The sequence below is a fragment of the Lentisalinibacter salinarum genome, assembly GCF_040706555.1.
GTDB classification, from domain to species: domain Bacteria; phylum Pseudomonadota; class Gammaproteobacteria; order Steroidobacterales; family Woeseiaceae; genus Lentisalinibacter; species Lentisalinibacter salinarum.
Window position 1 is genome coordinate 359264 of sequence record NZ_JAPDRH010000004.1, and the last position, 20178, is coordinate 379441.

At 67.1% G+C, this 20178-nt stretch carries 20 protein-coding genes and 1 pseudogene; 12 read left to right on the forward strand and 9 right to left on the reverse strand.

All coding sequences use genetic code 11. The features are described 5' to 3' along the window. Nucleotides 1-70: 70 nt before the first annotated feature. Both ACJMKZ_RS17175 and ACJMKZ_RS17180 read right to left on the reverse strand, forming a co-directional pair. Nucleotides 71-1465, reverse strand: a complete 1395-nt coding sequence (locus ACJMKZ_RS17175) for an L-serine ammonia-lyase (protein WP_405234446.1) — start codon at nucleotides 1463-1465, stop codon at nucleotides 71-73. Nucleotides 1466-1532: 67 nt separating this feature from the next. Continuing rightward, nucleotides 1533-2165, reverse strand: a complete 633-nt coding sequence (locus ACJMKZ_RS17180) for a cation transporter (RefSeq protein WP_405234447.1) — start codon at nucleotides 2163-2165, stop codon at nucleotides 1533-1535. Between the two features lie 111 nt (nucleotides 2166-2276). Here ACJMKZ_RS17180 and ACJMKZ_RS17185 point away from each other — a divergent pair, with 111 nt between their 5' ends. The 5 genes from ACJMKZ_RS17185 (at nucleotide 2277) to ACJMKZ_RS17205 (ending at nucleotide 8093) form a co-directional block, all read left to right on the forward strand. After that, entirely contained in the window at nucleotides 2277-2672 is a 396-nt protein-coding gene (locus tag ACJMKZ_RS17185) for a VOC family protein (RefSeq protein WP_405234448.1), read from the forward strand. Between the two features lie 87 nt (nucleotides 2673-2759). Then, the gene (locus tag ACJMKZ_RS17190) at nucleotides 2760-3329 is read left to right on the forward strand and encodes a TMEM165/GDT1 family protein (RefSeq protein ID WP_405234449.1); all 570 of its coding nucleotides are present in this window, start codon (nucleotides 2760-2762) and stop codon (nucleotides 3327-3329) included. 517 nt (nucleotides 3330-3846) lie between these two features. Beyond that, complete coding sequence (locus tag ACJMKZ_RS17195) at nucleotides 3847-5649, forward strand: assimilatory sulfite reductase (NADPH) flavoprotein subunit (RefSeq protein WP_405234450.1); 1803 nt, start codon at nucleotides 3847-3849, stop codon at nucleotides 5647-5649. A gap of 9 nt (nucleotides 5650-5658) precedes the next feature. Further along, entirely contained in the window at nucleotides 5659-7365 is a 1707-nt protein-coding gene (gene cysI, locus ACJMKZ_RS17200; protein WP_405234451.1) for an assimilatory sulfite reductase (NADPH) hemoprotein subunit, read from the forward strand. Then, complete coding sequence (locus ACJMKZ_RS17205; RefSeq protein ID WP_405234452.1) at nucleotides 7362-8093, forward strand: phosphoadenylyl-sulfate reductase; 732 nt, start codon at nucleotides 7362-7364, stop codon at nucleotides 8091-8093. The genes cysI and ACJMKZ_RS17205 overlap by 4 nt, the downstream gene beginning before the upstream one ends. A 1-nt stretch (nucleotide 8094) precedes the next feature. On the opposite strand, the gene cysB is transcribed toward ACJMKZ_RS17205, so the two are convergent. Next, on the reverse strand, nucleotides 8095-9093 hold the full coding sequence (cysB, locus tag ACJMKZ_RS17210) for an HTH-type transcriptional regulator CysB (protein WP_405234453.1): 999 nt from the start codon (nucleotides 9091-9093) through the stop codon (nucleotides 8095-8097). A gap of 171 nt (nucleotides 9094-9264) precedes the next feature. Between cysB and cysG the strand changes: the two genes are divergently transcribed. Continuing rightward, a complete protein-coding gene (cysG, locus tag ACJMKZ_RS17215; protein ID WP_405234454.1) occupies nucleotides 9265-10719 on the forward strand; it encodes a siroheme synthase CysG in 1455 nt (484 codons plus the stop codon). Nucleotides 10720-10757: 38 nt separating this feature from the next. Here cysG and ACJMKZ_RS17220 read toward each other — a convergent pair whose 3' ends face one another. Together ACJMKZ_RS17220 and ACJMKZ_RS17225 are read right to left on the reverse strand one after the other, a co-directional pair. Further along, nucleotides 10758-11645: a DMT family transporter gene (locus tag ACJMKZ_RS17220; protein WP_405234455.1), complete on the reverse strand. Its 888-nt coding sequence runs from the start codon at nucleotides 11643-11645 to the stop codon at nucleotides 10758-10760. Between the two features lie 59 nt (nucleotides 11646-11704). Next, nucleotides 11705-12157 (reverse strand): hypothetical protein, encoded by a 453-nt coding sequence (locus ACJMKZ_RS17225; protein WP_405234456.1) that lies wholly within the window; start codon nucleotides 12155-12157, stop codon nucleotides 11705-11707. 262 nt (nucleotides 12158-12419) lie between these two features. On the opposite strand from ACJMKZ_RS17225, the pseudogene ACJMKZ_RS17230 reads away from it, so the two are divergent. After that, a pseudogene (locus ACJMKZ_RS17230) lies at nucleotides 12420-12583 on the forward strand (haloacid dehalogenase); the annotation flags it as partial. A gap of 191 nt (nucleotides 12584-12774) precedes the next feature. Here ACJMKZ_RS17230 and ACJMKZ_RS17235 read toward each other — a convergent pair. Continuing rightward, nucleotides 12775-13428, reverse strand: coding sequence for a class I SAM-dependent methyltransferase (locus ACJMKZ_RS17235; RefSeq protein WP_405234457.1), 654 nt, complete (start codon nucleotides 13426-13428; stop codon nucleotides 12775-12777). Nucleotides 13429-13635: 207 nt separating this feature from the next. On the opposite strand from ACJMKZ_RS17235, the gene ACJMKZ_RS17240 reads away from it, so the two are divergent. The 4 genes from ACJMKZ_RS17240 (at nucleotide 13636) to ACJMKZ_RS17255 (ending at nucleotide 15815) form a co-directional block, all read left to right on the forward strand. Beyond that, the gene (locus tag ACJMKZ_RS17240) at nucleotides 13636-14490 is read left to right on the forward strand and encodes a LysR family transcriptional regulator (RefSeq protein WP_405234458.1); all 855 of its coding nucleotides are present in this window, start codon (nucleotides 13636-13638) and stop codon (nucleotides 14488-14490) included. A gap of 129 nt (nucleotides 14491-14619) precedes the next feature. Then, complete coding sequence (locus ACJMKZ_RS17245) at nucleotides 14620-14943, forward strand: hypothetical protein (RefSeq protein ID WP_405234459.1); 324 nt, start codon at nucleotides 14620-14622, stop codon at nucleotides 14941-14943. Between the two features lie 67 nt (nucleotides 14944-15010). Next, nucleotides 15011-15394 carry a YbaN family protein gene (locus tag ACJMKZ_RS17250; RefSeq protein ID WP_405234460.1) on the forward strand — a complete coding sequence of 128 codons (384 nt, stop codon included), beginning with the start codon at nucleotides 15011-15013 and terminating at the stop codon, nucleotides 15392-15394. A gap of 61 nt (nucleotides 15395-15455) precedes the next feature. Further along, nucleotides 15456-15815: a hypothetical protein gene (locus ACJMKZ_RS17255; protein WP_405234461.1), complete on the forward strand. Its 360-nt coding sequence runs from the start codon at nucleotides 15456-15458 to the stop codon at nucleotides 15813-15815. 13 nt (nucleotides 15816-15828) lie between these two features. On the opposite strand, the gene moeB is transcribed toward ACJMKZ_RS17255, so the two are convergent. Then, complete coding sequence (gene moeB, locus ACJMKZ_RS17260; protein ID WP_405234462.1) at nucleotides 15829-16968, reverse strand: molybdopterin-synthase adenylyltransferase MoeB; 1140 nt, start codon at nucleotides 16966-16968, stop codon at nucleotides 15829-15831. A 215-nt stretch (nucleotides 16969-17183) separates the two neighbouring features. Between moeB and ACJMKZ_RS17265 the strand changes: the two genes are divergently transcribed. Further along, nucleotides 17184-17933, forward strand: coding sequence for a twin-arginine translocation signal domain-containing protein (locus tag ACJMKZ_RS17265; RefSeq protein WP_405234463.1), 750 nt, complete (start codon nucleotides 17184-17186; stop codon nucleotides 17931-17933). 52 nt (nucleotides 17934-17985) lie between these two features. On the opposite strand, the gene ACJMKZ_RS17270 is transcribed toward ACJMKZ_RS17265, so the two are convergent. Next, nucleotides 17986-18783, reverse strand: coding sequence for an ankyrin repeat domain-containing protein (locus tag ACJMKZ_RS17270; protein ID WP_405234464.1), 798 nt, complete (start codon nucleotides 18781-18783; stop codon nucleotides 17986-17988). A gap of 41 nt (nucleotides 18784-18824) precedes the next feature. Beyond that, a complete protein-coding gene (locus ACJMKZ_RS17275) occupies nucleotides 18825-19883 on the reverse strand; it encodes a formate dehydrogenase subunit gamma (protein WP_405234465.1) in 1059 nt (352 codons plus the stop codon). Nucleotides 19884-20178 lie beyond the last annotated feature (295 nt).

A 20178-nucleotide genomic window follows, 5' to 3' on the forward strand; every position in this document is an offset into this window, starting at 1 on the left:
GGGAATCGGGGCTGAAGCCCCTCCTGCGACGAAATTGATGCAGGAGGGCCTTCAGGCCCGATCCCGAATTTCAACACTCGATCACGTTCACCGGCACTTCGATCACATTCACAGCGAGACCGCCGCGGGCGGTCTCCTTGTATTTGGTCTTCATGTCCCGGCCGGTGTCGCGCATGGTCTTGATCACCTTGTCCAGGGAGACGAAGTGCTGGCCGCTGCCCCTCAGCGCGAGTCGTGCCGCGTTGATGGCCTTGATGGCGGCCATGGCATTCCGTTCGATGCAGGGGATCTGAACCAGGCCCGCGATGGGGTCGCAGGTGAGGCCCAGGTTGTGTTCCATGCCGATCTCGGCCGCGTTCTCCGCCTGCTCCGGCGTGCCGCCCAGGCCCTCGGCCAGCGCGCCGGCCGCCATGGAACAGGCGGAGCCCACCTCGCCCTGGCAGCCGACCTCGGCGCCGCTGATGGAGGCGTTCTCCTTGAACAGCACGCCGATGGCGCCGGCGGTCAGCAGGAAGCGCACGATGTCGTCCTCGTCCGCGCCACGAAAGCGCACGAAATAGCGCAGCACCGCCGGGATGATGCCGGCCGCGCCGTTGGTCGGCGCCGTGACCACCCGGCCGCCGGCGGCGTTCTCCTCGTTCACGGCCAGCGCGTAGAGATCCACCCAGTCCATTACGGTCAGGGGGTCGCTCAGCGAGCGCTCCGCCTGTGACGAGAGCTGGGCGTGCAGCGCGGCGGCACGCCGCTCCACCTTCAGGCCGGGCAGGGTGCCCTCGGTGGCGCAGCCGCGGTCGATGCACTCGTCCATCACGCGCCAGATCTTCAGCAGCCGTTCGCGGGTCTCCGCCGGCGTCAGCCAGGCGGTCTCGTTCTCCAGCATGATGTCGCTGATCGCGAACCCGGTGCGTTTGCTGTGGCCGAGGAGTTCGACGGCGGTGGTGAAGGGGTAGGGCAGCTCTGTGTCGTCCTTCTTGATCGGCCCGTGCTCGGCGTCCTCCTCGTCCACCACGAAGCCGCCGCCGACCGAGTAGAACGCGGCCTCCAGCAGCGTCTCGCCGGCCTCGTCGAGCGCCGTGAAACGCATGCCATTGGGATGGTGGGGCAGCTTCTGGCGCCGGTCGAAGGTCAGGTCTTCGCGGTGATCAAAGCCGATCTCCCGCTCGCCGCCGAGTCGGAGCCGCCCGCCCTCGCGAACGCGCTCTACCCGCTCCGGGATGGACTCGACGTCCACGTCCTCCGGGTTCTCGCCCTCGAGCCCGAGGATGACCGCCTTGTCGGAGCCGTGACCCCGGCCGGTGGCGCCGAGCGAGCCGTAGAGTTCCACGCGGAGCCGGGCCGCACGGTCGAACGCGTCCGCCTCGCGCAGGCGCGCGACGAACTGGCCGGCCGCCTTCATCGGCCCCACTGTGTGGGAGCTGGAAGGGCCGATGCCGATCTTGAACAGGTCGAATACGCTGATGGCCATGAGCGGTCACCGTCGAGGAATGTGTCCGTATGATCGATCCCGGCGCGCCCCGATACAAGGGCCGGCGTCAGACGGACGGCTGAGACCCCGGGTGGCGGAGTTCGGCCAGCGCGTTGCGCACGACCCGCAGCGCCGAGCGCAGGAATAGCACCAGCAGGGCGACGGCGATCAGCAGGTCCGGCCAGCCGGACTGGAACACCCAGACGGCGCCCGCCGCGGCGATTACCGCCACGCCGTCGAAGATGTCGTTGCGCGAGCATTCCCAGACGGACGCCATGTTGATATCGGTGTCGCGCAGCGGTGTCAGCAGGGCGAGGCAGAGCATGTTGGCGCCGAGATTGAGCACCGCGGCCAGGGTCATCGTCTCGACCACCGGCACGCCCGGATGGAACAGGCTCCAGCCGATCTGCCCGGCTACGGCCAGGGCGGCGGCGGTGATCAGCAGGCCCTTGAACAGGGCCACCTTCGCCTTGGCCCTCGCCGAGGCGCCCACCACCGCGAAACTGAGCCCGTAGGTCACCGCGTCGCCCAGGTTGTCCAGCATGCCGGAGAGCAGGGCGGACGATCCGCTGAGGACGGCGGCCGCCACCATCATCACGAAGGTGGCGACGTTGGTCGCGAGCACGGCGGCCAGCACGCGGCGCTGCCGGCGCTGCAGGGCCGCCGTCTCGATCGTGTTTCCGCAGCAGCAGTCGCTCATCGTCTCCGACCGGGGTGCCCCAGACACGGACAGGGTCTACGCTCACGCCCGGCTGTGCAACTCCGCGCTATGCTATTGCCTGCACGGTCCAGCTGTGACGGAGGGCGGGACATGAGGCTCAACCAGATCACCATCCCCTGCGTGGATTATGCCGAATCCGTCGCCTTCTACCGGGCGCTCGGACTCGTCCAGATCGTCGACTCGCCGCCACGCTACGCGCGCTTCGAGAGCGCGAACGGCGACGGTGCCACGCTGTCGCTGCACACGGTCGAAGAAGCCGGCGGTCCGGCGTCCGGCGCGGGCACCGTGATCTACTTCGACCACGATTCCGCCGAGGCGCTGGACCGGCACGTCCGGGAGCTGGAAGAGCGGGGCGTGAGCTTCGACACGGCGCCGACAGATCAGCGCTGGGGGTGGCGAGAGGCGCGCCTCACCGACCCCGCCGGGAACGTGGTCTGCCTGATGTTCGCTGGCGAGAATCGCCGGTTCCCACCTTGGCGGATCTGATTCCGCCGGCGTCCGAAAGGCGGCCCCGGCCATGGCCGAGTCTTCTCACGATCGCTAAGATACACGCCCGATTTCAGAGACGCCTGCGTGGAAGCTCTCCTCATATCTACCTTCTCGGTGGCGCTGGCGGAGATCGGCGACAGGACGCAGCTGCTCGCGCTCGTCCTCGCCGCCCGATTCCGCAAGCCCGTGCCCATCATCGCCGGCATCCTGCTGGCGACGATCGCCAATCACTGGGTGGCCGCCGAGATCGGTGCGCTGATCGCCGACTGGCTGCCGCCGGACATCGGCCGATGGCTGATCGCCGGCGCGTTCATCCTGATGGGGCTGTGGGTCCTCATCCCCGACAGCGAGGACGACGCGGCCGCACGATACCCCTACGGCGCCTTCCTGACGACGCTGATCGCCTTCTTCCTGGTTGAAATCGGCGACAAGACGCAGATTGCGACCGTGGTGCTCGCCGCGCAATTCGAGGCGGTGTGGCTGGTCGTGGCCGGGACGACGATCGGCATGCTGGCGGCCAATGTTCCGGTGGTGCTGCTGGGGCACTTCAGCGCCGACCGTCTGCCGATGCGTCTCATTAACGTAATCGCCGCCGCCGTGTTCATCGCTATCGGCGTGGCGGTGCTCGCCGGAATCGGCGAATCTTCGAGCTAGTCCGATTCCGTAATAGCCCGTCGCACGGTGTCGAGGGACGGATAAGCCTGGCCGGGCGCCCGGTTGAATCGCTCGCGGAAAGCCCTGCGCTGGATCTGGTCAACGAGGTCGACCGGGGAGAGCGCCGAGTCAAAGGATTCGCCCGATCCGGCTCCGTTCACGCTCTCTGTATTCTGGTTCTTCATTGCCATTCCGCCGGTATTTCGACCCGAGAATAGTCCAGTTCTCCGGTCCCGGAAATGGGGGTATACCGCGGGGCTCGGCAACCTCCTGTTTTTGGGGTTGTCAGCCTGTCTCGGCATGTCTCCGGTAACCCTCTCGTAACAGAAAAGTGCGGGATTCTCCGCGGACGGCCCGCAGAATCGAGGCTATCGGTCGTCTGGCCGAGGCATATGCGCTTCGCGATATAACGCGATAACAACAAATACGTTCCCGGGGTTGCGGAGACTCCTTATTGTGCACTCTCGGTTGGCCAGGCTGGCCGTCGGGCAAGAGCGTCAACAGGAGGCGGGAGCCAATGACCGGAGTCTCAGCAGATCGGGCAGCAGATCGAATACAGCCGCCACTGACGGAAGATCGTCGCGAAAGGCTGCAAGCCGCGGTGGCCGACCTTTCGGATGCGCAACTGACCTGGGCGAGCGGTTATCTGGCGGGGCTTGCCGCCGCCGGTCGCGCGTCGGATCCTGCCTCGGCCCCGCCGGTCAGCGCCGGGCCTGACGCCCGGGAGCGCCTGACCATTCTCTACGGCTCCCAGACCGGTAACGGACGGCGCATCGCCGAAGCGATGCAGGCCGAGGCGGCTGGTCGCGGCCTGGCGTCGCGGGCCGTCAGCATGGCGGAGTACCGCCCGGCCGAGCTGCGGCGTGAGACGTTGCTGGCCGTGGTGGTCAGTACCCACGGCGAGGGCGATCCGCCTGACGATGCGGAGATGCTGCACGAATTTCTCTTCGGCCCGAAAGCACCGCAGCTCGGATCCCTGCGGTACAGCGTGCTGGCACTCGGCGACTCGAGCTATGCCGAGTTCTGCCGGACGGGTCGGGATTTCGACGAACGACTGGCCGCACTCGGTGCTAGCCGTTTCGGGGAGCGGGTGGACTGCGACGTGGATTACGAGGACCCGGCGGCGAGCTGGAGCGAAGCCGTACTCGATGCGGCCCGGGAGCGACTGAGCGCAGTGACGCCGGCGCCGCGGCTGCACGCCGTGCCGTCCGAGCCGCCGCCGGGCGTTGCGCCCGGCCCGATCATGGCGGAGGTGGTCACTAATCAGCGCATCACGGGCCGTGATTCCGACAAGCGAGTCCATCATGTCGAGTTCGCCGCCGAGGGCCTCGCGTACGAGCCGGGCGACTCGCTGGCGTTGGTCACGCGCAACCCGCCCGCCGTCGTGGAAGCCGTGCTCGAGGCCGTCGGGCTCGATGGCGGCAGCACGCTCAGCGATGGCCGCAGGCTCGCTGACGCGCTCGCTGCCGATTTCGAGGTCACCAAGGCGAGCGCCAGCTTCCTTGAACGCTACGCGCCGGCAAGCGGTGCAGCCTCGCTGGCCGAATTGCTCGCGGACGGACGCCGCAAGGAAATCGCGGCCTATCTCGCCGACCGCCAGGTGATCGACGTGCTCCACGACCACCCGGCGGCGCTGTCGGCGGACGAGCTCGTCGCCTGCCTGCGGGGATTCAAGCCGCGGCTCTATTCGATCGCGTCCAGTCCGCTCGCGAACCCGGACGAGGTGCACCTGACGGTCGCGGCCGTGGAGTACGACGCCTGGGGCCGGCGGCACTACGGTTCCGCGTCGACGGCACTCGCGGCGCTGGAGATCGGCGAGACGCTGGAGGCGCGCATCGAGCCCAACCCACGATTCCGCCTGCCGGCGGACGGCTCTGCGCCCGTCGTCATGATCGGCCCCGGCACCGGCGTGGCACCGTTCCGGGCCTTCCTCGAACACCGCGAGGCCCTCGGTGCCGACGGGCGAAACTGGCTGTTTTTCGGCGACCGCCGTTTCGCCAGCGACTTCCTGTACCAGATCGAATGGGCTCGATTCCGCAAGCGCGGCGTGCTGGACCGCATGGACGTCGCGTTCTCGCGGGATCAGGCGGACAAGGTCTACGTCCAGCACCGGCTGCGTGAGCACGCGCGGGATCTGTATGCCTGGCTGGAGGAGGGCGCTCACGTCTACGTGTGTGGCGACGCTACGCGCATGGCTGCGGACGTCCATGCCGCGCTGATCGACGTGATCGCCGAGGCCGGAGGACGCTCCCCGGAGCAGGCCGGCGAGTACCTGAAGGAACTGCGCCGCGCCGGCCGTTATCAGCGCGACGTCTACTGAGGAGGCAGGATGAGCGGCACACCGAGCGACGTCGAGAGAATCAAGGCGGGCAGCCGTCACCTGCGGGGCACTCTCGAGCAGAGCCTGGAGGACCGGCTGACCGGCGCGATCGCCGACGACGACACCCAGCTGTCCAAGTTCCACGGCATCTACCAGCAGGACGACCGGGACGTGCGCAGCGAGCGGCGGCGCCAGCGGCTGGAACCCGCCTACTCGTTCATGATCCGGGCCCGGGTGCCCGGCGGCGTCTGCACGCCCGCCCAGTGGCTCGCCATGGACGACCTCGCGCAGACCCACGCCAATGGCACCCTGCGTCTCACGACACGCCAGGCGTTCCAGTTCCACGGCGTCATCAAGACCTGGCTGCGCGCGACCATCCGCGGCATCAACGACTGCCTGCTGGATACGCTCGCCGCGTGCGGCGACGTGAATCGCAATGTGATGGCGGGGGTGAACCCGTGGCGCTCGGCGCTGCATGCGCAGGTGGCCGAACTCGCCGACGCGGTCAGCGCCCACCTGACGCCGGCGACCCGCGCTTATCACGAGATCTGGCTGGACGGCGAGAAACTCGACGCTGACCGGGACGAGCAAGAACCGATCTACGGCGCCACTTATCTGCCGCGCAAGTTCAAGATGGGCTTCGTGGTGCCGCCGGAAAACGACATCGACGTGTATTCCCAGGACCTCGGCTTCATCGCCATCGAGGAAGACGGCGAGCTGGCCGGCTTCAACGTGGTGGTCGGCGGTGGCATGGGCACGACACACGGAGAGCCCGATACCTGGCCGCGCCTCGGCGACGTCATCGGCTACTGCACGCCGGAGCAGGTGATCGCGGTCTCCGAGGCGGTGGTTACCACCCAGCGGGACTTCGGCGACCGGACCAATCGCAAGCACGCGCGGCTCAAGTACACCATCGAGGACCGCGGCGTCGACTGGTTCCGCGCCGAGGTGGAGCGCCGAGCCGGTCTCGGGCTCGCGCCGGCGCGGCCGTTCCGCTTCACCACTACCGGCGACCGCTACGGCTGGATCGAGGGCGACGACGGGCTGTGGCATCGCACGCTCTTCATCGAGAACGGGCGGGTTGCCGACCGGGAATCGGTATCGCTGATGACAGCGTTGCGCGAGGTGGCGGCTCTCGGTCGGGGCCGGTTTATTCTCACGCCGAATCAGAACGTGGCACTGAGCGGACTCGACGACGACGACCGGGAACGGGTGTCGGAGATCCTGCGACGGCACGGTGTCGATGGGGCCGGCTCCCCGTCGGCCCTGCGCAGCCACAGCCTGGCCTGCGTGGGACTGCCCACCTGCGCGCTCGCCATGGCAGAGAGCGAGCGCTATCTGCCGGACCTGGTGGGGCGGCTGGACCAACGGCTGGCGGCACACGGACTCGACGGCGAGCCGATCGTGATCCGGATGACCGGCTGCCCGAACGGCTGCGCGCGCCCGTATCTGGCCGAGATCGGCCTCGTTGGCAAGGCCCCGGGGCGCTACAACCTGTATCTGGGCGCCGGCTTCAGCGGCGAGCGGCTGAACCGGCTGCACCGAGAGAACATCGACGAAGAGACCATCCTGGCAGAGCTGGACGGTCTCTTCGGCCGCTATGCCGCGGAGCGAGACAGCGGAGAGCGCTTCGGGGACTTCCTGGTGCGCGCCGGTGTGATTCGGGCCGTCACCTCGGGGCCTGATTTCCGCGCGGGCGAGAGCAGGGTGGCATGAGAGCGCTCGGCGAGGACGACAGCCGCCGGCTCGCCGCCGAGGCGGCGAGCGCGAGGCTCGCGCCGCTGGCGGCCGCGCAGCGCATCGAATGGGCGCTGGAGTATCTGCCCGGCAGCCACGTGCTGAGCTCGAGTTTCGGCGCCCAGGCGGCGGTCAGCCTTCACCTCGCCACCCGCATCGATCCCGACATCCCGGTCATACTCATCGACACGGGTTATCTCTTCCCCGAGACCTACCGCTTCGTCGACGAACTGGTCGAGCGCCTATCCCTGCGCCTGCACGTCTATCGTCCGGCGCTGAGCGCCGCCTGGCAGGAAGCGCGCTACGGCCGCCGCTGGGAGCAGGGTGCGAGCGGCATCGATGAATACAACCGGCAGAACAAGGTGGAGCCGATGGAGCGGGCGCTCGCGGAACTCGGCGCCGGCACCTGGATCGCAGGCCTCAGGCGCCAGCAGTCGGACTCCCGCGGCAGCCTGCCGGTGGTCTCCGGAGACGGTGAACGCTGGAAGCTGCATCCCATCATCGACTGGACGGATCGGGACATCCACCGCTACCTGAGCCGCCATCGGCTGCCCTACCATCCGCTGTGGGAGCAGGGCTACGTCTCCATCGGCGACATCTACACCACCCGGCCGCTGCACGAAGTCGAGGATGCCGCCGCCACGCGATTCTTCGGCCTGAAACGCGAGTGCGGTCTGCACGAGATGGACTTCGGCAAGACGGGCTGAGTCAGTCCTCGGGCGGTCCGCCGCAGCCGCCGCGCAGCGGCAGGTCGACGTCGCGGAAGATCGCATCCACCTCGGATTGATCCGAGGCGGCGAGGCAGCGCTGTACGAGCGCGTCGGTCAGGTGCGGCGCGAACAGTTCCATGAAGTGGCTCATATAGCGTCTCAGCACGGTGTCCCGACGGAAGCCGATCCAGGTGGTGGAGCGGGGAAAAAGACCCTCGGCATCGATGGCCACCAGGTCCTCGCCGCAGTCGTGCGCCATGCTCGCGACGATACCCACGCCCATTCCCATCCGCACGTAGGTCTTGATGACATCCGCGTCGCGGGCGGTGAAGACGACGTCGGGCTTGAGGCCCTCGGCGGCGAACGCTTTCTTCAGCGATGACTCGCCGCTGAAGCTGAACACGTAGGTGACCAGCGGATGGCGTGCCAGGGCCTCGATGGTCAGTGGACCGTCGAGCCGCGCGAGTTCATGGTCGCGCGGCACGAGAATCGTGCGGTCCCAGCGATAGCAGGGCAGCATCACCAGGTCCGCGAACAGGTCCCGGCCGCCGGTCGCGATGGCGAAATCGATCTGGTGTGCCTCCACCATGTCGGCGAGCTGCTCGGAGGTGCCCTGATGGAGTTCGAGTGCGACGTTGGGATAGTGCTCGCGGAAGCGTGCGATCACGTCGGGGAGCACGTAGCGCGCCTGGGTGTGGGTGGTGCCGATCGCCAGCGTGCCGTCCGCTTCGTGCCGTGTATTCAGCGCGAGCGTCCGGATGTTGTCGATCTCCTGCAGGACGGTGCGCGCCCGCGCGACCACCTCTTCGCCCGCCGGGGTCACGTTCGCGAGACTCCGCCCCTTGCGCTCGAACAGCCGCAGATCGAGCTCCTCTTCCAGCAGTCGGATCTGCTTGCTCACGCCCGGCTGCGACGTGTAGAGCTTCTCGGAGGCGGCCGTGATGTTCAGGCCGTTGTCGACAATGGCCAGCAGGTAGCGCAGCTGTCGCAGTGTCATCGATTGCCCTCTGTCGTCTCCACATCCATCAGCGTCTCCCTGCGGCAGAATGATACGGGCTCGGTCTTGGCTGCGTTATAACGGCTCGGCATGTTTCCAGACCCTTTCATTATTTCTGACGCACGCATTCGCTCGCTATAGTCGGGACGTATTGCGAGACGCGAGCGACGAGTGGATTTCCTCCCCGTATTCCTGAGATTGCACGACGTACCCTGCCTCATCGTGGGCGGGGGCGAGACCGCCAGTCGCAAGTTCCGTCTGCTGGCCGCTGCGGGCGCACGGGTAACGGTGGTGGCGCCGAGACTCGCGGCCGAGCTGGACAGCGCACGGCAGGACGAGGCGCTGGTGCACGTCGACGGCGAATTCGAGCCGGCGCACCTCGACGGTCAGCGGCTGGTGATCGCTGCCACTTCCGACCGGTCGCTGAATCGATGGGTGGCCGAGCTCGCCGATGGCCGGGGGGTGCCCTGCAACGTCGTGGACGATCCCGGATCCTGCCGCTTCATCATGCCTGCCATCGTCGATCGCTCCCCCGTCATGGTAGCGATCTCTTCCGGCGGTACCGCTCCCGTCCTCGTGCGCCGACTGCGCGAGAAGATCGAGACGCTGCTGCCGGCACGCCTGGGCGCGCTGGCCGCGTTGGCAGGGCGCTGGCGATCACGTGTCTCCGGCCGCCTGCGCGACGGCGGGGCGAGACGGCGATTCTGGGAGCGCGTCTTCTCGGGACCGGCATCGGACGCGGCGCTGGCCGGACGTTCGGCGGAAGCCGAGCGCCTCATCGCACAGACGCTGTCGTCGGCGGCCGCCGGCCGCGACCGGCCCGCGGCCGGCATCGCCTGGCTCGTCGGCGCAGGGCCCGGCGATCCGGGCCTGCTGACGCTGCGTGCGCTGCAGGTCGCGCAACAGGCCGACGTCGTCCTCTACGATCGGCTGGTCTCGCCGGAGGTACTCGAGCTCACCCGGCGGGATGCCGAGCGCATTCCGGTGGGCAAGATGCCCGGCGGCCACTGTGTGACCCAGGAAGAGATCTCCGCGCTGCTGGTCCGGCTGGTGGGGCAGGGCAGGAAGGTGTGCCGTCTGAAAGGCGGAGACCCGTTCATCTTCGGCCGGGGAGGAGAGGAAGCCGAGGCGCTGGTCGAGGCCGGCCTGCCCTTCGAGGTGGTCCCCGGCATCACGGCTGCCGCGGCCTGCGGAGCCTATGCAGGCATCCCGCTGACACACCGGGAACATTCCCAGTCGGTGGTCATGATCACCGCCCACGGTAAGGACTCCATAGACCGGCTGGACTGGGCATCCCTCGCCCGGGACCGGCAGACGCTGGCGTTCTACATGGGCGTCGGGCGGCTGGGCGCGATCCGCTCGAGACTCCTTCAGCACGGGCGCGCGCCGACGACGCCGGTCGCCCTGGTGGAGAACGGCAGCCTGCCGGGCCAGCGCGTGCTGCGCGGGACACTGGCCGAGCTGGCGACGCTCGCGGAGCGCCACGAGGTGCAACCGCCCGCGATCCTGTTCGTGGGCGAGGTGGCCGCACTCGCGGGTCGGCTCAGCTGGTTCGAGGGCGCCGGGTTCTGCGGCGATACGGACGCGGCGACCTCCAGCACGGCGCCGCTGGCACTGTCGGCGTAAGAGGCCGACAGTCGGCGCCCGCCGGGCGGCGCTCCGGGTCAGTTACTCGCGCGCACGCTCAGTGCCGTCACGGTGAGAAGGATCAGTGCCATGCCGATCAGTTGCGTGGCCGTCAGGCTCTCGCTCAGCACGAGCACGCCGAACAGCGATGCCGTGACCGGCTCGATCATCGCGACGATGGCAGCGACGGCCGGCGCCGTCTCGCTCAGGCCGACCACATAGAGGATGAACGAGAGCCCTGCGCCGAGCACGCCGAGGGCGATGAACAGCGGCAACTCCGGCGCAGCCAGGACGGCGGTGACCTGCCCGGCGGCACTCGGCCAGATCAGGACGGTGGCAAGGACCGCGAAGGCGATGGCGAGGATTGCCGGCGGGCTGCCGTGCGGTGCGGCGTACTTGAAGCCGAAGATGAACAGGGCGTAGCACGCACCGGCGAGCAGTCCCGCTGCCACGCCCAGGAGCGTCACGTCGGCCGCGCCGGCATCGTAGACGCGCGTGAGCAGGACGATGCCGACCATCACCAGCGAGATGGCGATCCACTTGCGCACGCTGGGTGTCTCGAGCCTCAGCGCGAAGGACACCAGGAAGACGAATACCGGCGCGCAGTACATCAGCGTGGCCGCGATCGCGACGCTGCCCTGGGAGATACTGAGGAAATAGAAGGTGAAGTTACCGGCGACGCCCAGGCCGGCGACCGCCGACCAGATCCACAGCCACTTGTCAGAGAGGCCGGTTCGCTGCGGATGCACCGCGAGCCAGCCCAGCACGAACAGCAGGCCGATCACGCCGCGGTAGAACGCGACCAGGTACGCATCCCAGCCCTCGGCGATGAGTATGCCGCCGATCCCGCCCGATAGCCCCCAGCAAAAAGCGGCCAGGACGACGAAGACAGTCGCCGCGATTGCGGTACCGCGTTCGTCGGCCATCACGGACGACCTGCCGACGGTCGGATGGGGCAGGTCGCGAAAAACAGAGCGCTCGCCTCCTAGCCCGCCTTATCGTCGGCGTAGGTAGCGGCGAGCCGCAGCGCGCCATAGCCCTGCCACAGGGCCGCCTCGAGATCCTGCGCGGCGGCGGTCAACGCATCAACGCGCCGACCCTTCTCGACGGCCTGCCTGAAGGCGACGAGTGCCTGCCAGATATCGGGGTAGGTCACTGTCGCCTTGGTCTCGATGGCGGCATGCACGGCCACCTCTTCCCAATGCTCGATCAGTTCGTTCACGCTCGGCCCGCCGTTGCCGCCGCCGGTCCGTGCGCTTGCGATATTGCGAACGTCGGAAATCAAAGCTTCGATCTCTTCCTCGTAGTCGTCCAGGTGCAAGTGGAATTCTGCCAGATGTTGCGAGTCTACCTCGCCGTGGGCGAGGGCGGGCGCGGAGGGCTGCGCTGCCACGAGAAGGGCGACGAGTGCGGCGATCAGGTAGTGACGTATCTGCATGATGTTCCTCGGTGTCTGGTTGTCCTGTCCCGCGGACGATTGCACGGGGCACTGGTACTATAAACAATAATACGAATCATTCGTATCTAAAGGGTAGGGTTGCCCCGGGTCCTCGTCAAACCTGCCAGAGCATCCAGCATGTCTCCGACACCCCTTCCAACTGTTCAGGGAGCTTGCGGATTGCCTTGGACTCGCGCCGGGAGCTCGGGATAGCCTGAGCAGGAGGTTATCTCTTGACCACGGCGCGAAGGAGGTAATCAACATGCCGGAGCGACCTGACGTAGTGGTGTTCGAGGTGCTGGAAACATTGATCGACCTCGATCCGCTGGGGGGGCATGGCTGGAAAAGGTGGGCCAGCCGGCGGCCCTGCTCGGGCCCTGGTTCATGCGCTTTCAACGCGATGCCATGGCGTTGACCCTTGCCGGCTGTGTGCCCGTCTCGAGCAGAAGCCCGGAGACGGCTGCCTGCCCGCCGACGTCACCGGTGAAAGCCTCGTCGAGGTCGCGGATAAACTGGTGGCGCTGCACTAGGAGCCGTCGCCGCGTGAAGGAGAGGTATTCGTGTTAGCGACTGTCAGTCGGCGGCCTGCCGCGCCGTGCCGAGCAGTCTACGCACGTCTATCTGACCTCACTCTCCAATCGCGCCACGACGTAATGGCTCGCCTTTGGAGTGGGCTGCCAGACCTCCTCGACATGGAAGCCGGCATCGGCGATCCAATGCATGAACTGCGGTTCACGGAACACGCTGATCCTCGGCAGCACACCCAGCGCGCGGCCCACCGGCGCGACCCAGCGGAACCAGGCTGCGATGTCGCCGATGCACGGTGTACTCGAGATCAGCAGACCACCGGGCTTCAGCATGCGCCGCAGCTGGCGCAGCGTGCGCGGCACGTCGGCGACGAGATGCAGGATGCTGTGCGCAAGGATGACATCGTAGCGGGCGCTGGTGTCGAGGGCGTCGATGCTCGAGACCTCGAAGCTGACGTTGTCGATGGCGGCTGCCTCGGCCTTCTGCCGTGCGATCTCTATCATGCGCGGCGAGATATCGGTGGCCAGCATATGGGTGACCCGCGGTGCGTGATGCAGCGCCGTCGTACCGGTGCCGCAGCCGATCTCCAGTACGTGATCGTGGGGCTCGAGATGGCCGTCGGTCCTGGCGAGCTTGGTTTCGTAGGCCGCCTGATCGGGAACTGCCTTGCGTGCATAGCGCGGTGCGATGAAGTTCCAGAAGCGGGAGTCGGGATGCGGGCGGGTTATTGGCGGGGTACTCATGGTGTGCTCTCCGGGCCGGGGACGCCGGCGGGTTCATTGTGTCCGATACTGGCAACGCTTTTTCGCAGAAACCGGGCCTGTTGGCGAAACAGGTAACGTACGGGCGCATACTAACCATACGTATATGTTGAGGGAATTCCCTAATCGCGGATATCTGGTATACGTATCTGCATGAATTGGCAGGCGTTGGCATTTGATTGGAACCACGTGAGGGCATTCCTCGCGACGGCCGAGGAGGGTTCACTCTCGGCGGCCGCCCGAGCCCTGGGCCTCACGCAGCCCACGCTGAGCAGGCAGGTGTCCGGGCTCGAAGCGGAACTCGGCGTAACGCTGTTCGAGCGCGGGCGCCGCTCGATGGACCTGACCGAGTCAGGGCTGGCGCTGCTGGAACATGTGCGGGCGATGGGTGATGCGGCCACGCGAGTGTCGCTGGCGGCCACGGGCCGCTCGGAGCTCATCGACGGGCACGTCAGCATCACGGCCACCGAGCAGTTCGCCATCCACTACCTGCCGGGTGCCATCGAACGCGTACGCGAGCGGGCACCGGGCATCGAGATCGAGATCATCCCCGCCAACGCTTCACTGGATATCATCCGGCGCGAGGCAGACATCGCCGTCCGCCACGCGCGGCCCGAACACGGTGACCTGATCGCCAAACGCATCGGCCGGACGTCGGCTCACCTTTTCGGCGCCGCCCACTACCTGGACCGGATCGGTCGCCCGAGTGCACCTGCCGACCTGGCCGACGCCGACTTCATCGGCTTCGAAAACCAGGCGCGGCTGGTCGAGACGTACAACGCGATGGGTATCCCCGTTACGCGCGGGCACTTCAGGATCTACAGCGCCAGTGGCAGCGTCATCCTTGCGCTCATCGAGCGCGGGCTCGGTCTCGGATTCGTCACTCGCGACATCGCGGCGACGCGGCCGGTGCTCGAAGAGGCGCTGCCGTCACTGCCGCCGCTCGAGGTGCCGGTGTGGCTGGTGACCCATCGAGAGTTGCACACGAGCCGGCGCATCCGGGTCGTGTTCGATACCATCGCCGAGTTCGTCTCGGAGAACTGAGGTATGGTCGCCTGTCCGGAGATCCCTCGCCGTGCCTGCGGAGAAAGGGCGCGGCCTCGCGCTGACATCTCGAATGAAAGCGCAGCCGCGGGCATACTCGTATGAGGCTTCGAGAGGGAGAGGCTGCCGATGAAGGGTGTCAGGCAGAGAGCGGGGCCCACGAGCGAAGCGGCCTGGAAACGTGAGCTGCATACGGTGCGCAAGGTCCGGGCGGGCGAGTTGCGGCAGGTCGCCGCGGTGCTCGCCAGGGCGTTCTACGATGATCCTCCGACGTGCTGGACGATCCCGGATGAGGAGCGGAGGGAGGAGATGCTCTATCGGGGATTCCACTTCTACCTGCGCAAGCTGTGGTTTCGGCGCCACGGATTCGAGGTGACGGAGGAGTTCCGCTTTGCTGAGGACGCGCCGCCGTTGTGGCGCATGTGGCGGGTACCCGGGCAGGTTGGCGCTTAACGAGCCAGTCGTTCTGCGGCGGGGGGGAACCTTGAGTGTGCCGATCCTGATGTGATGAACTTCCATCGTGAAAGAGGGAGTCCGAATATTCTGGCTGCTGACGGGGCTGGCGTCGCTCGCCATCGGCGCCGTCGGCGTGGTATTGCCGTTGTTGCCGACGACGCCGTTCCTGCTCGTCGCCGCCTTCGCGTTCGCTCGTTCATCAGAGCGCCTGGACCGCTGGTTGCGCGAGCACCGTTCCTTCGGGACCTTGATCGACAACTGGCACCGCGACGGCAGCATCGACCGGAAGACAAAACGGGTCGCGCTCGTTGTGTTGTTGCTGACGCCGGTGATTACGTGGCTTGTCGGCGCGCCGTTGTGGATCATAGCCGTGCAGCTCGTCGTCCTGAGCGCGGCGGGGGCCTTCATCCTGATGCGGCCATCGCCGTCTGCAGCTCGCCGTGAGTGAACAGGATTCGTTTGAGCGTCGGACCGCGGACAATCACCGATAAAAGGGCGTCAACAGGAATATGAAAGCACTGTTTCTTGCACTCATCGTTCTCAGTCTGGCCGTGCTTGGTGCGCATTATCTGCGCTACGGAAACGTACCGGGCGTTGCAACAGCGCTGGCGCTCATCGGCCTTCTGTTCGTGCGCCGCGCCTGGGTTGCCCGGGTCGTCCAGGCAGCACTTGTTCTGGGCGCGGTCGAATGGGCGCACACGCTTTATGAGCTGGTGCAGATGCGCATGGCGCACGGCGCGCCGGTCGCGCGTATGGCCGCGATCATCGGAGTCGTAATCGCCGTCACGCTCGGTTCGGTATTGCTGTTCCAGGCCCGGGCGATGAAGCGAATGTACGGCTTGCAGCGGCGCGACCCGGCACCGAACTGAGGCACTCCCGTCTTCAGCTTCCAGCCGGAAACTGTCGCCGCCAGGCCGACAAACCGCCGGCCAGACTGTGCACATGGCGGTATCCCCGGCTTGTCAGCGATTCGGCGGCGACCAGGCTGCGGGAGCCCGATGCGCAGAATAGTACCAGGCGCTCGGAAGGCGGAAACGGCACGCCGTTCTCGATCAGTTCGGCGAGCGGGACGTGCTGCGAGTGGGGGAGATCGTCGGCCAGGCGCTCGTGCGTTTCGCGGACATCGATGAAAATCGGGTCTTCGCCCTTCGCCAACAGCTCCGCTGCCTCCGCCGGTGAGAGTTCGGAGATACCGCTGTCTTCGATAGCACTGCCGCTGCAGAATGCCTGGTAATCGACCAGATCGACGATGCTCGGTGTCTCGCCGCACAGTGCGCAACCCGTATCTCTCTCTATCCGGAAGGCCGAGAACGTCAAGGTGAGCGCGTCGTAGTGCACGAGCCGGCCGCTCGCGACCTCGCCGATGCCGGCGATCAGCTTGATGACCTCAGTGGCCTGCAATGTTCCCATGACGCCGGGCAGGACGCCCAGCACGCCGCCCTCTGCGCAGGAGGGGATCAGTCCCGCCGGCGGCGGTTCGGGAAACACACAGCGGAAGCAGGGGCCTCCAGCATGGTTATAGACCGACAGCTGGCCTTCGAAGCCGAGGATCGACGCCGACACCAGCGGGCGTCCCTCCAGGACGCAGGCGTCGCTGACCAGGTAGCGGGTGGCGAAATTATCGGCGCCGTCCGCCACCACGTCGTACGCGGCGACGAGTTCTCTGGCGTTGTCGCGGGTGAGTGCGCCGGGATACTCCTCGATCGTGATGTGGGGGTTGAGATCCCGCAGCCGCGCGGCGCCGCACGCGAGTTTCTCCTGGCCGACCTGGCTCGCGCCGAAGAGTACCTGCCGATGCAGGTTGGAGGCGTCCACGCGGTCGAACTCGACGATACCGATGCGGCCGACCCCCGCGGCGGCGAGATACAGCGCCAGCGGCGAACCGAGACCGCCGAGGCCGACGAGCAGCACGGAGGAACCCCCGAGCCTCGCCTGCCCCTCGGGCCCCAGTTCGCGCAGATTGAGCTGCCGGCTGTAGTGCGCGAGTTCAGCGTCAGTGAATGTGTCGCTGGTATCTTTCATCGGAGGATTCGGTGGTCCGCTTCCCGGGTTTCCTGCGGCGCGCCGCCCGCCGCCGTGCCCATAGTCGTGCCCTGATTGCGAGATCATAGCAACTGTGCCGGGGGGTGCCATTCCGGCGCCTCCGTCACGGGGATTCTGATAGTATTTTCACCAGGGAGCGCGGAGTACCGTGAGGGTGCCGCGCGGCGTCGCACTCCACCCCCTGGGGTACCGATATGAAAGATTCCGAGGCAGATCGCAGGGCTCTCGACAGAAGGCAGTTCATCAAGGTCTGCGCGGGCGCAGGCGTTGCGGTGGCGGCCAATCCGGGACTGATGGCGCGGCCCGCCGGCGAGTTGAGGCCGGGCGAATCCGTCCGGCTGGTGGATTCCGAGGGCCGGGCGCTGCGCGCCGCCGATCTGGCCGTGGGTGAAAGCTACGTCTTTCACTATCCGTACGTGACGACCCCGTGCTTCCTGATCGACCTGGGGGAGCGGGCGGAAGCCGGCGCCGAACTGGAGACGGCGGACGGCCGGGCTTACCGCTGGTCCGGGGGGGTGGGGCCCCGCGGCTCGATCGTCGCTTTCTCCGCGATCTGCGCGCACCGGATGAGTTACCCCACACGGGCCGTCAGTTTCATCGATTATCGGCACCAGCCGGTGTCCGGCGGCGGCGACTCGCCCTGGGGCCGCGGGCAGGTCATCTACTGTTGCTCCGAGGGCAGTGTCTACGATCCGCAGAACGGCGCCCGCGTGCTTGCCGGACCGGCATCCCAGCCGCTCGCGGCCGTACGGCTGGAGTACGACGGGGGCGACGACGCGCTGTACGCCACCGGCATGTACGGCGGCGACATGCTGGAACGCTTCTTCGCGACTTTCGGTTTCCAGATAGCGCTGGCGCACGGCAGCGACGACATCCGGCGTCCGGTGGCCGAGGTGACGACCGTCTGGCCCATGAGCGAGTATTCCCGCACCGGGGCCTGTTAGCGCCCGCCGGGCTTTTTTCCGGAAGTGTGGTCGGTGTGAAGGGCAGGGGCTCTCAGCCGCCGGCTCGTGCCGCCCTTTCCCGTTCCTCGAGTAACCCGACGAGCTCTTCGTGTCCGGCCGCTCTCGCGATTGCTGCGGGTGTTCGATCCCGGCTGTCGCGCGCCGAGCGGTCGGCGCCGTGCTCGACGAGCATCCGGGCGATGGTGGCGTTGCCCGTTGCCGCGGCGACGTGCAGGACGGTCGCCCCGGACTCCTGACGGGCCGAGAGATCCGTGCCGGGCGCCTCCAGGAGCATGCGTACGATACCTTCGCGGCCGCTGTGCACGGCACGCATCAGCGGCGTCCAGCCGTAGGCATCACGGATATTCTGATCGGCGCCGGCGGCGAGCAGGGTCCTCGCCACCGCCGTATGCCCCTTGACTGCCGCCACGCCCAGAGCCGTCCATCCCAGCTTGGCTTTCAGCGCGGGTAGTGCCCCGGCTTCCAGAAGCAGTCTCGCCACGTCCGGATCGCCGCCGAGGGCCGCATACATGAGCGGTGTGCCGCGATTGGCGTTCCTGGCGTTGGGGTCTGCGCCGGCCGCCAGCAGACGCGCAACGAGAGCCGGCGCCGGTTGCTGAGCGGCGTACATCAGAGCCGTCTTGCCGTCACCGGTCGCCCGGTCCGGATCGACTCCGCCGCCCTCGAGCAGGTGCGCGATGGCCGCCATGTCTTTGGCGGCGAGCGCCTCCGACCAGGCATCGCCGCCGCCCGCCGGCGCCGCGGCGATGCCGGAGGCGGCCATGAACAGGCCAAGCGCAAGCGCCGGGAAAGACACCACGCGCCGGTACCCGGCGGCGGTCGAAGGCACGGATACTCCTTGCGCCGCGCTGGACGTCAAACGCGCTGCCGTCAGGTCTGCGTCGCGGCGGAAGCGCCCGCTGCGGGTGCCTCGTGCCGGGCCGGAGCGCCGTGTTTGACCTCTTCGTACCAGACGTTGTGGTGCTGTTTGGCGAAGCCCTCGTCGACCTCGCCGCCCACCATGCCCTCAAGGACGCCTTCGACGCCCAAGGTACCCAGGTAAATGTGCCCCAGCGAGACGGCGATCAGGAACAGACCGCTACCGGCATGCACGATGTGCGAGAGCTGCATGGTGCTCCGCTCCCAGCCGAAGTTCGGGAACAGCAGGTAGAAGCCCGAGATCGTGAGCGCGATGCCGCCGAAGAACAGCAGCCAGAAGAAGATCTTCTCGCCTGCGTTGGCGAAGCCTGCCGGCGGATGGCCGTCACCGAAGAAACCGCCGGCCGATTTCAGCCAGGCGAAATCGTAGCCCCGGAAGATGTTCTTCGGGATCCAGATGAGCAGCATTACCACCAGCCCCGCGACGAAGGGCAGGGCGAGATAGTCGTGGATGGGTTTGGCCAGCTGCGCCCACGCGGCGAAGCCTTCCTTGCCCAACAGAGGGATGAGCACAGCGCGGCCGAAGATCAGACTCAGCCCCGTGATCGACAGCAGGATGAAGAGGATGGCGACGTACCAGTGCAAACCGCGCTCGAAGGCCGTCCACCGTTCCATCCTCCGTCCGGTCTTCTCCTCCAGCTTCTGCTTGCCGAGCACGATATGCTTGGCAGCCAGGGCGATGAGTGCCGCGATGACCAAAGAACCGCCGAGGAACGTAACAGGTCCGTTACGGACTTCCCGCCAGTTCTCGCCACCGTTCTGGATCAGGACACCTTTCTCCGGTCCTGGTACTGCCGAATAGCCGTTCGTGCCTTCGCGCACCTCCCGCCAGTACTCGGCACGGGGATTCACGGCCTCGGTGTCGGCGTCCGCCGACTGGGCCACGGCGAGCCCTGTATCGTGTATGACGTAGCCGACGAGCGGCAGCGCCATGGCGAGAAGGGACGCCAGCACGACGGTCAATATCATCGCGCGACGCCGTGACTTGCTGATGAGTTGCTTTGCAGCCATGGGCTAGGCTCCTCTTTCCGCCGCGACCGGGTCGCGGCCATGGATCCGTTCGCTGGTCCGGACCTGTCTACCGGTCCGTCTGTACCTGCAGAAATCGGTCATCCAGTTGCTTGCTGTACGCCGGGTCTGTCTCCTTGGCCAGTAGCGGATCTTTGCTACCTTTGTAGACGCCAGGCTCATGCAGAGTGACATCGACCTGATCGGTGCAACCGATCAAGCCGATCGACAGTACTGCCAGGGCCAGGGTCGACGCCAGGGGACGAGATCTCGTTGTCATTCCCGTTGCTTTCATTGT

Excerpts from the sequence above, each read along its gene's own strand:
- ACJMKZ_RS17185 (WP_405234448.1), top strand. The coding sequence starts at position 2,277 with ATGAGGCTCAACCAGATCACCATCCCCTGCGTGGATTATGCCGAATCC.
- ACJMKZ_RS17275 (WP_405234465.1), bottom strand. The coding sequence starts at position 19,883 with ATGGCTGCAAAGCAACTCATCAGCAAGTCACGGCGTCGCGCGATGATA.
- ACJMKZ_RS17235 (WP_405234457.1), bottom strand. The coding sequence starts at position 13,428 with ATGAGTACCCCGCCAATAACCCGCCCGCATCCCGACTCCCGCTTCTGG.
- moeB (WP_405234462.1), bottom strand. The coding sequence starts at position 16,968 with ATGAAAGATACCAGCGACACATTCACTGACGCTGAACTCGCGCACTAC.
- ACJMKZ_RS17245 (WP_405234459.1), top strand. The coding sequence starts at position 14,620 with ATGAAGGGTGTCAGGCAGAGAGCGGGGCCCACGAGCGAAGCGGCCTGG.
- ACJMKZ_RS17255 (WP_405234461.1), top strand. The coding sequence starts at position 15,456 with ATGAAAGCACTGTTTCTTGCACTCATCGTTCTCAGTCTGGCCGTGCTT.
- ACJMKZ_RS17265 (WP_405234463.1), top strand. The coding sequence starts at position 17,184 with ATGAAAGATTCCGAGGCAGATCGCAGGGCTCTCGACAGAAGGCAGTTC.
- ACJMKZ_RS17175 (WP_405234446.1), bottom strand. The coding sequence starts at position 1,465 with ATGGCCATCAGCGTATTCGACCTGTTCAAGATCGGCATCGGCCCTTCC.
- ACJMKZ_RS17195 (WP_405234450.1), top strand. The coding sequence starts at position 3,847 with ATGACCGGAGTCTCAGCAGATCGGGCAGCAGATCGAATACAGCCGCCA.
- ACJMKZ_RS17220 (WP_405234455.1), bottom strand. The coding sequence starts at position 11,645 with ATGGCCGACGAACGCGGTACCGCAATCGCGGCGACTGTCTTCGTCGTC.
- ACJMKZ_RS17180 (WP_405234447.1), bottom strand. The coding sequence starts at position 2,165 with ATGAGCGACTGCTGCTGCGGAAACACGATCGAGACGGCGGCCCTGCAG.
- cysI (WP_405234451.1), top strand. The coding sequence starts at position 5,659 with ATGAGCGGCACACCGAGCGACGTCGAGAGAATCAAGGCGGGCAGCCGT.
- cysB (WP_405234453.1), bottom strand. The coding sequence starts at position 9,093 with ATGACACTGCGACAGCTGCGCTACCTGCTGGCCATTGTCGACAACGGC.
- ACJMKZ_RS17225 (WP_405234456.1), bottom strand. The coding sequence starts at position 12,157 with ATGCAGATACGTCACTACCTGATCGCCGCACTCGTCGCCCTTCTCGTG.
- ACJMKZ_RS17205 (WP_405234452.1), top strand. The coding sequence starts at position 7,362 with ATGAGAGCGCTCGGCGAGGACGACAGCCGCCGGCTCGCCGCCGAGGCG.